The organism is Streptosporangium sp. NPDC006013, assembly GCF_040614275.1.
Taxonomy (GTDB): Bacteria; Actinomycetota; Actinomycetes; order Streptosporangiales; family Streptosporangiaceae; genus Streptosporangium.
The window spans coordinates 1-7052 of the sequence record NZ_JBEXUE010000505.1 but is presented as its reverse complement, the minus strand read 5'-3'; the positions used below and the strand labels follow the sequence as shown (position 1 = coordinate 7052).

The 7052-nt window shown below is 71.4% G+C and carries 8 protein-coding genes; 5 read left to right on the top strand and 3 right to left on the bottom strand.

Going from position 1 to position 7052, the window contains the following annotated elements:
• Window positions 1-427 precede the first annotated feature (427 nt).
• The 3 genes from ABZ260_RS43175 (at window position 428) to ABZ260_RS43165 (ending at window position 2575) form a co-directional block, all read left to right on the top strand.
• Window positions 428-1318 (top strand): alpha/beta fold hydrolase, encoded by an 891-nt coding sequence (locus tag ABZ260_RS43175; RefSeq protein ID WP_355629511.1) that lies wholly within the window; start codon window positions 428-430, stop codon window positions 1316-1318.
• Window positions 1315-1869: a hypothetical protein gene (locus ABZ260_RS43170; RefSeq protein WP_355629508.1), complete on the top strand. Its 555-nt coding sequence runs from the start codon at window positions 1315-1317 to the stop codon at window positions 1867-1869. Before ABZ260_RS43175 ends, ABZ260_RS43170 begins: the two co-directional genes overlap by 4 nt.
• 127 nt (window positions 1870-1996) lie before the next feature.
• Complete coding sequence (locus tag ABZ260_RS43165; protein WP_355629506.1) at window positions 1997-2575, top strand: HAD-IA family hydrolase; 579 nt, start codon at window positions 1997-1999, stop codon at window positions 2573-2575.
• A 2-nt stretch (window positions 2576-2577) separates the two neighbouring features.
• On the opposite strand, the gene ABZ260_RS43160 is transcribed toward ABZ260_RS43165, so the two are convergent.
• The 3 genes from ABZ260_RS43160 to ABZ260_RS43150 are packed head-to-tail and all read right to left on the bottom strand — an operon-like array spanning window position 2578 to window position 5780.
• On the bottom strand, window positions 2578-3345 hold the full coding sequence (locus ABZ260_RS43160; protein ID WP_355629503.1) for a sugar phosphate isomerase/epimerase family protein: 768 nt from the start codon (window positions 3343-3345) through the stop codon (window positions 2578-2580).
• Between the two features lie 32 nt (window positions 3346-3377).
• Entirely contained in the window at window positions 3378-4373 is a 996-nt protein-coding gene (cydB, locus tag ABZ260_RS43155) for a cytochrome d ubiquinol oxidase subunit II (RefSeq protein WP_355629500.1), read from the bottom strand.
• A gap of 21 nt (window positions 4374-4394) precedes the next feature.
• A complete protein-coding gene (locus ABZ260_RS43150; RefSeq protein ID WP_350923791.1) occupies window positions 4395-5780 on the bottom strand; it encodes a cytochrome ubiquinol oxidase subunit I in 1386 nt (461 codons plus the stop codon).
• Window positions 5781-6075: 295 nt separating this feature from the next.
• On the opposite strand from ABZ260_RS43150, the gene ABZ260_RS43145 reads away from it, so the two are divergent.
• Both ABZ260_RS43145 and ABZ260_RS43140 read left to right on the top strand, forming a co-directional pair.
• Window positions 6076-6750 (top strand): pyridoxamine 5'-phosphate oxidase family protein, encoded by a 675-nt coding sequence (locus ABZ260_RS43145; RefSeq protein ID WP_355629497.1) that lies wholly within the window; start codon window positions 6076-6078, stop codon window positions 6748-6750.
• 11 nt (window positions 6751-6761) lie between these two features.
• Window positions 6762-7025, top strand: coding sequence for an alcohol dehydrogenase catalytic domain-containing protein (locus ABZ260_RS43140; RefSeq protein WP_355629494.1), 264 nt, complete (start codon window positions 6762-6764; stop codon window positions 7023-7025).
• Window positions 7026-7052 lie beyond the last annotated feature (27 nt).

The following is a 7052-nucleotide window of genomic DNA, read 5'->3' as shown; positions in this document are numbered from 1 at the left end:
ACCTGCAGACCAAGGGCCGCAGGGTGATCGGGATCGACGATGATCTCCTGGATCTCGACAACCTCACGGGCGGGCAGCGCCGCGGAGGCGAGAAGTGTGATCGCCCAGGCGCACACCCTGGTCACGGTACGTCTGCTGGACATGAGGCCCTCCTCGATCTCGAACCTTTCGACCGCGAGGGGAGAACGCCCCTGACCACTGAATGATCATTTGACCTGGGCAACGCCACCATAGGCGGTCGTCGCCGGCCGGAGCCACCCGCCACGCGGGACGCCGTCCACGGGCCTTTCCCGCGGTTGACACCGCCTCGGGCGAGCCTGCCCGCCCGAACCCGGCGGATGGCTCGGCCGTCGCGCGGGCCCCTGCGGCGCTTCGTCGACGGCGAACACGCGTTCCGGGGGCGGCGTCCACTCGGTAGGTTGCCGGGGTGGCGACGATTCGACGAGACGGCGTGGAACTCGCGTACGACGAGGCGGGCTCCGGTCCCGCGGTGCTGTTCGCGCACGCGGGAATAGCCGACCGGCGGATGTGGGAGCACCAGTTCCTGGCGCTGTCGGCGCGCCACCGGGTGATCCGCTACGACTGGCGCGGGTACGGCGAGTCCGGCGACGCGGCCGGTGGGTTCGCGCACCACGAGGACCTGCTGGCGGTGCTCGACGCGCTCGGGGTGGAGCGGGCAGCCCTCGTCGGCTGCTCGATGGGGGGCGCGTACGCGCTGGACGCGGCCCTTGCCGCCCCCGGACGGGTGACCGCGCTCGCGTTGGTCTGCTCGGGCCTGTCCGGGCACGCCTGGCCGGCGGAGATGCTGGAGCAGGCACGGGTACGCGTGCACAGTGCCGTGCCCGCCGACCGGCTGCGGCGTTACCGCGCCGGGGAGGCGGAGACGGTCGACGCCGCGGACGTGGCGGCGATGGCGGAGGCACAGGTCCGCTGGCAGGTCGCCGGGCCGGACCGCGGCCGGGAGGATCTCGACCCCGCGGTCTGGGAGGCGGCCGTCGCGATGTGTCGCGGCGTGTTCGAACGGCTGTGGAGCGGCCCGCCCTCCGCCGAACGGCAGCTCGATCCACCGGCGAAGGGGCGGCTGGGCGAGATCGGGGTGCCCACGCTGGTGGTCAACGGACTCGCCGACGTGCCGCAGATCCAGGCCGTGTCCGGCCTGCTGGCCGACGGCATCGCGGGGGCACGCCGGCTGGACCTGCCCCGGACGGGTCACCTACCGTCACTGGAGCGGCCGGTGGAGACGACCTCCGCACTGGCGGAGTTCCTTGGCGCGCTTCATCGGCCCGCCGGACGGCCGGGCCGGGGTGACGCGCGATGACGCCGGCCGTGAACGGCCACGCGCCGCGGGTCTCCGCCTGGCTGCGCGCCCGCCCCGCCAGGGCGGGGCGCACCCGTGTCCTGGCCGTCGAGGGGCGGTCGGGGTCGGGGAAGTCCACCCTCGCCACCGCCGTGGCCGCGGAGCCGGCCGCTCCCGTCATACGGATGGACGACCTCTACCCGGGGTGGGACGGCCTGCTGAGCGGGGTCGACGCGCTGGTCGAGTGGATCCTGCTGCCGCTGAGCCTGGACCGGCCCGCACGATGGCGACGCTACGACTGGGCGGACGGCGCGTACGCCGAGTGGCACGAGGTTCCGGCCGCCGGGACCCTGGTCGTCGACGGCACCGGCTCCGGCGCGCTGGCCGCCGCGCCGTACCTGAGCGGCCTGCTCTGGCTGGAGGCGGCCGACGAGGTACGCAAGGACCGCGCGCTGGGGCGCGACGGCGATCTCTACGCCCCGCACTGGGAGCGCTGGGCGGCCCAGGAGAAGAGTTTCCACATCCGCGACGACGTCCGTGCCCGCGCCGACCTGACGATCGTCACCGGCTGAGGCGCCGAACCGCGACCGCCCAGGAAATCTGAGACTTCCGATCCGGAAGTGCCTCTCCACCCCGGCGCACCGGGCAGGCTGGAGGGGCGCCGGGCACGCCGGTGCCGGCCCACAACGAGGAGAGCCCGTGACCACATGGATGCTGCTTGACTACGGCGAGGTCATCTCCATGCCACAGCCCGCCGGCGAGATAGCGGTCATGGCGGAGCTCGCCGGCCAGGATCTCGCGACCTTCGGTGACCGCTACTGGCGCCACCGCGACGCCTACGACCTCGGCCAGGCCCCCCACGCGTACTGGAGCGAGGTCCTCGGCCGGACGCTCGACGACGGCGATCCCCTCGTGGCCAGGCTCGACGCGGCCGACACCGCGAGCTGGTCCCACCTCAACCCCGAGACCCTGCGCGCGATCGAGGGGTTCGCCGGGCGCCACCGGCTCGCCCTGCTGTCCAACGCCCCCGAGTCGATGGCGGCGGCCATCGACGACGCGCCGTGGTCCGCGGCGTTCACCCATCGCTTCTACAGCTGCCGGCTGGCCCTGGCCAAGCCGGATGCCGCCGTCTTCGAGCAGGTCCTGCGTCGGCTCGACGCCGCCCCCGGTGACGTCACCTTTCTCGACGACCGGGCGGTCAACGTCCGCGCCGCGGCGGCGCTCGGTATCAACGCCGTCCTCCATCCGGCGCGACCGTCCTCGTGGCACCGGGGCTGAGGTCAGGCCGAGAAGCGCGCCACCCACTCGCGGGCGCCGGGAAGGATCTCCTCCACCGGCGCCACCTGCGGGTACCAGGTGCGTTCCCATTCCAGGCAGGCCCAGCCACCGAAGCCGCGCAGCAGATCGCCGCACCCGTCGAGGGGAACCCCGCCCGCCCACATCGGCACCGGAGTGGTGTCGGTCGCCGAGACCGCGTCCTTGATCTGCACGTACGCGAGGTGATCGCCCAGCGCCGCCAGGGTGTCGGCGGGCGCCTCGCCGTGGCGCCACGGGTGCAGCACGTCCCACAGCGCGCCCGCGGTCTCGGGCACGCCCGCGGCGTCCAGCAGCCGCCCGACCGCGGCACCGGTCGGCATGGCGTCGTGGGTCTCCACCAGCACCCGTACCCCGGACTCGGCGCACAGGTCCGCGACCGCGCGCAGCCGCCGCGCCCCCGCCTCGAGGTCCTGCCCGCCGGGAAAGACCCGCACGGCGGGAGCACCCAGGTCCGCGGCGAGGACCAGGTCCTCGCGAAGTTCCCGTACCACGGGCTCGTCCGGGCCGGTCACGGCGATCCCGACATATCCCGCAAGGGCGGAGATCTCCAGCCGGGCCGCCCCGACGGCCGCGCGGACCTCCGCCCGCCGCGCCGGGGAGAGCCCGGCGTGGACCCCGGTATCGGGGTGGAGGCGGAGTTCGAGCCCGGCGCACCCGTACGCCACGGCCGTCTCGACGGCCCGCGCGAGGCCCTGCCCCGGCATGCCGAGCGTGCTGAACGCCAACCGCATCGAGCCCCCTTGGAAAACGCTCATCGTAGACGCTAGGCCGCGTGGGCGCCTCCGTGGTCGGTGCGGGTCAGACGGCGGCGAAAGACCCAGTAGGTCCAGCCCTGGTAGGCGAGGACCAGCGGGGTGAAGATGACGGCGACCCACGTCATCACCGTGAGCGTGTACGGGCTGGAGGCGGCGTTGTCGACGTTCAGGCTGTTGGCCGGGTCCAGCGCGGGCATCACGTCGGGCCAGAGGTTACCGAAGAGGGTGACCGTGATGGCGATGACGGCCACCGCGTTGGCGGTGAAGGCCCAGCCGTCGCGGCCGCGCAGGGTGGCGAGCAGCGCGCCCGCGATCCCGGCGGCGGCCAGCGCGGCGCTCGCCCAGGTGGCGGGCCTGCCGCCGATGAGCTGGGTGGCGGTCAGGAAGGCTCCGCCCACGACCAGCGTGACCACGGCGAGCCTCTTCGCCATGACGGCCGAGCGGGCGCGCAGGTCGCCGTCGGTGCGCAGGGTCAGGAAGAGCGCGCCGTGCAGCACGAACAGCGAGAGCGTGGCCAGGCCACCCAGCAGCGCGTACGGGTTGAGCAGGGTGAGCAGCGTCCCGGTGTACTCGTGGTCGGCGTCCAGCGGGACGCCCCGGACGATGTTGGCGAAGGCCACGCCCCACAGGAAGGCGGGGAGCAGCGATCCGATGAACAGCGTGCGGTCCCAGCCTCGGGAGCTGTCGCTCTTGTTGCGGTACTCGATGGCCACGCCGCGCAGGATGAGTGCGACGAGGATGAGGAACAATGGCAGGTAGAACCCGCTGAACAGGGTCGCGTACCACTCGGGGAAGGCGGCGAACGTGGCGCCTCCGGCGACCAGCAGCCAGACCTCGTTGCCGTCCCAGACCGGCCCGATGGTGGCCAGGACGGTCCTGCGGTCGGCCTCGTCCCTGCCCAGCAGCGGCAGCAGGATGCCGACGCCGAAGTCGAATCCCTCCAGGACGAAGTAGCCGGTCCACAGCACGGCGATGAGCACGAACCAGACGGTGGTGAGTTCCATGGGGGTTCCTTGGTGGGTGCCTCAGTAGGAGAGCGCGGGGGTGGTGTCTTCGGACGGCTTCTCGGTCTCGTCCTCGGGGCCGAGGCGGATGAACTTGAGGAGCAGCCGGACTTCGATCGCCGCGAGCACCGCGTAGAGAAGGGTGAAGCCGACCAGGGTGATCGCGACCTCGGTGACGTCGACGCCCGGTGAGACGGCGGCCGCGGTACGCATCAGCCCGAAGACGGTCCAGGGCTGGCGGCCCATCTCGGTGAAGATCCATCCCAGCGAGTTGGCCAGGAAGGGCAGCGCGATGCCCGCGATGGCGATCCGGTGGAACCACGGCCCGGCGGGGAGTCTGCGGCGCCGGGTGAGCCAGAGCCCGGCCAGGGCCAGCAGCGCGGCCAGCACGCCGAAGCCGATCATCAGCCGGAAGGACCAGTAGGCGAGACCGACCACCGGCCGGTAGTCGCCGGGGCCGTAGATGGCCTCGTAGCGGGCCTGGATGTCGTTGATGCCCTCCACCCGGCCGTCCAGCGTGTTGGTGGACAGCAGGCTGAGCCCGTAGGGGATCTGCAGGTTGATGTGGTTTCGACCGTTTTCGACATCGCCGACGGCGAACAGCGAGAAGCCGGCGGAGGTCTCGTCCTCCCACAGCGCCTCGGCGGCGGCCATCTTCATCGGCTGCTGCTCGGTCATGATCTGCGCCTGCCAGTGCCCGGAGGCGGCCACCCCGACCGAGGCGACCAGGGTGACGGCCATGGCCACCCGCGCCGAGGTGCGGAAGAGCTCCACATGCCTCTTTCTGAGCAACTGCCAGGCGCTCACCCCGGCGACGAACGTCCCGGCGGCGATGAACGCGCCGAACAGCACGTGCGGGAAGGTGACCAGGGTGGTGGAGTTGGTGAGCACCGCCCAGATGTCGGTGAGCTCCGCGCGGCCGGTCTGCGGGTTGAGGCGGTAGCCGACCGGGTGCTGCATCCAGGAGTTGGCGGCGAGGATGAAGTAGGCCGACAGGTTGGTGCCGATCGCGGCGATCCAGATCGTGGCCAGGTGGACCCTGGGCGACAGTCTCTCCCAACCGAAGATCCACAGTCCGAGGAAGGTGGACTCCAGGAAGAAGGCCATCAGTCCCTCCATCGCCAGCGGCGCGCCGAACACGTCACCGACGAAGCGGGAGTAGTCACTCCAGTTCATCCCGAACTGGAACTCCTGCACGATGCCGGTGACCACCCCCATCGCAAAGTTGATCAGAAACAGGCGGCCCCAGAACTTCGTCATCCGCAGGTAGGTGGGATTGCCCGTACGGTGCCAGGCGGTCTGGAATCCCGCGACGAGTACCGACAGACCGATCGTCAGCGGCACGAACAGGAAGTGGTAGACCGTCGTAATCCCGAACTGCCAGCGCGACAGATCCAAGACGTCCATCAATGCTCCGTCTCACGAGTGATATCTCCGCAAGGATTCCGATTAGGGGTGTTTGCCACGTAGGGCCGCCGGGCCCTGATCGGAAGGACCTTGGTCCCGCCCCCTCGTCCCGGTATCCGGGACTTACGGCCCTCGCTGTGGAAGATCACGGACGGCGGCGAGGTTTCCGCAGGTGAGGTGGTGGGTTAGGGGTGTGTGGCTGCGGGGGAGGCCTCAGGTGATGCCGATCGGGGGACGCGGAGCCGGAGGAGCCCCGGACTCGCAGCGACATCGATCTTCGCAGTGGGAGAAACCCATGACCGGACGCAGATCGGCGCCGGGCGACCTTGGCCGCCGGATCGCCAGACGACGCGAGGATCTCGGCCTCAGCCGGGAGGAGTTGGCGAGGCGGGCCGGAATCGACCCCGGTTATCTCGCCTACCTGGAGGAGTCCGTGGCCTCACCGAACACCGGCACCGTGAACCGCGTGGCCACCGCCCTGGACACCAGGCCCGAGGAGCTGCTCGGCAAGTACACCGACCTGCCGCCCGGCCACGGCCTGGCAACGGGTCACCCCGTGCTGGAGAAGCTCGACCGGGACGAGTGCCTGCGGCTCATCACCCCCGGAGGGGTGGGCAGGATCGCCTTCGAGGAGGCCGGCGGTCCGGTGATCCTTCCGGTCGACTACGCCCTGCTCGGCGACTCGGTGATCTTCCGCACCGCCTTCGGCGGCCCGCTCGACGCCCCCCTGCGCACCGGGGTCCAGGGGGTCGAGTGCAAGGTCGCCTTCGAGGTCGACCGGATCGACGACGCCTGCCACGAGGGCTGGAGCGTGCTGGTGCGCGGCGGGATCCAGCACGTCTCCTCCGAGGAGGACCGGGCCACCCTGGCGGCGCTGGGCGTCCGGCCGTGGGCGGGAGGCGAGCGGGAGCTGTACGTGAAGATCACCGCCGCCGAGGTCAGCGGCCGGCGCATCCGGCGCGGCCTGTGATCCCCGCGGAGATGGACGCCTGGGTCGTCACCCACCCGGGGCCGATCCTCTCGCGTCCCCTGCGTCAGGTCCGCGTCCCGGTCCCCTCCCCCGGGCCCGGTGAGGTGCTGGTCCGCGTCGAGGTCTGCGCGGTCTGCCGGACCGACCTGCATCTCGCCGAGGGCGACCTGCGGCCCCGCCGTCCGAGGACCACACCCGGCCACGAGGCCGTGGAAAACAACGATTTTAAGTGTAGCACATCACCTAATTTCGAACGCCGAAAGCAGGGGACATAAAACTGCTGTCGCGCAGGTTCCGTTTGA

Bases quoted from the DNA above. Each gene is read 5' to 3' on its own strand.
- ABZ260_RS43170 (WP_355629508.1), top strand. From the start codon at position 1,315: ATGACGCCGGCCGTGAACGGCCACGCGCCGCGGGTCTCCGCCTGGCTG.
- ABZ260_RS43160 (WP_355629503.1), bottom strand. From the start codon at position 3,345: ATGCGGTTGGCGTTCAGCACGCTCGGCATGCCGGGGCAGGGCCTCGCG.
- cydB (WP_355629500.1), bottom strand. From the start codon at position 4,373: ATGGAACTCACCACCGTCTGGTTCGTGCTCATCGCCGTGCTGTGGACC.
- ABZ260_RS43150 (WP_350923791.1), bottom strand. From the start codon at position 5,780: ATGGACGTCTTGGATCTGTCGCGCTGGCAGTTCGGGATTACGACGGTC.
- ABZ260_RS43145 (WP_355629497.1), top strand. From the start codon at position 6,076: ATGACCGGACGCAGATCGGCGCCGGGCGACCTTGGCCGCCGGATCGCC.
- ABZ260_RS43140 (WP_355629494.1), top strand. From the start codon at position 6,762: ATGGACGCCTGGGTCGTCACCCACCCGGGGCCGATCCTCTCGCGTCCC.